Raw genomic sequence first — 295 nt, forward strand, 5'->3', positions numbered from 1 at the left:
GCCCCGATAGGCCGGGGGGTACCGAGGAGCGAATACTAAGACGCTTACCCTTGCCTCCTCCGCCGGGCCTGTGTCGTCAGACATGTGTTCCTCCTTCGCCCGTGCCCAGGCGGCGCAGGACTACGAGAGCGACGGCGATGGCCGTCAGCGTGACGAGCTCGCCGATGCCGAGAGCGACGGGCGCTCCGAAGACGCCCCAAAGGCCGATCGCAGGCCCCATGGCCAGCAGACCCGTTACCAAACCGGTGATCTGGGCGGCCGCAGCGTGGCCTGGGTGGTTCCGTGCCCGCACGAA

1 protein-coding gene is annotated in these 295 nt (G+C 68.5%); it reads right to left on the reverse strand.

Annotated elements, in window-relative coordinates; genetic code table 11:
* Positions 1–76: 76 nt before the first annotated feature.
* A partial coding sequence (locus BIU98_RS19735) for a hypothetical protein (protein ID WP_217635718.1) occupies positions 77–295 on the reverse strand: 219 nt, incomplete at its 5' end.

The sequence above is a fragment of the Curtobacterium sp. MMLR14_010 genome (assembly GCF_001865015.1).
GTDB lineage: Bacteria > Actinomycetota > Actinomycetes > Actinomycetales > Microbacteriaceae > Curtobacterium.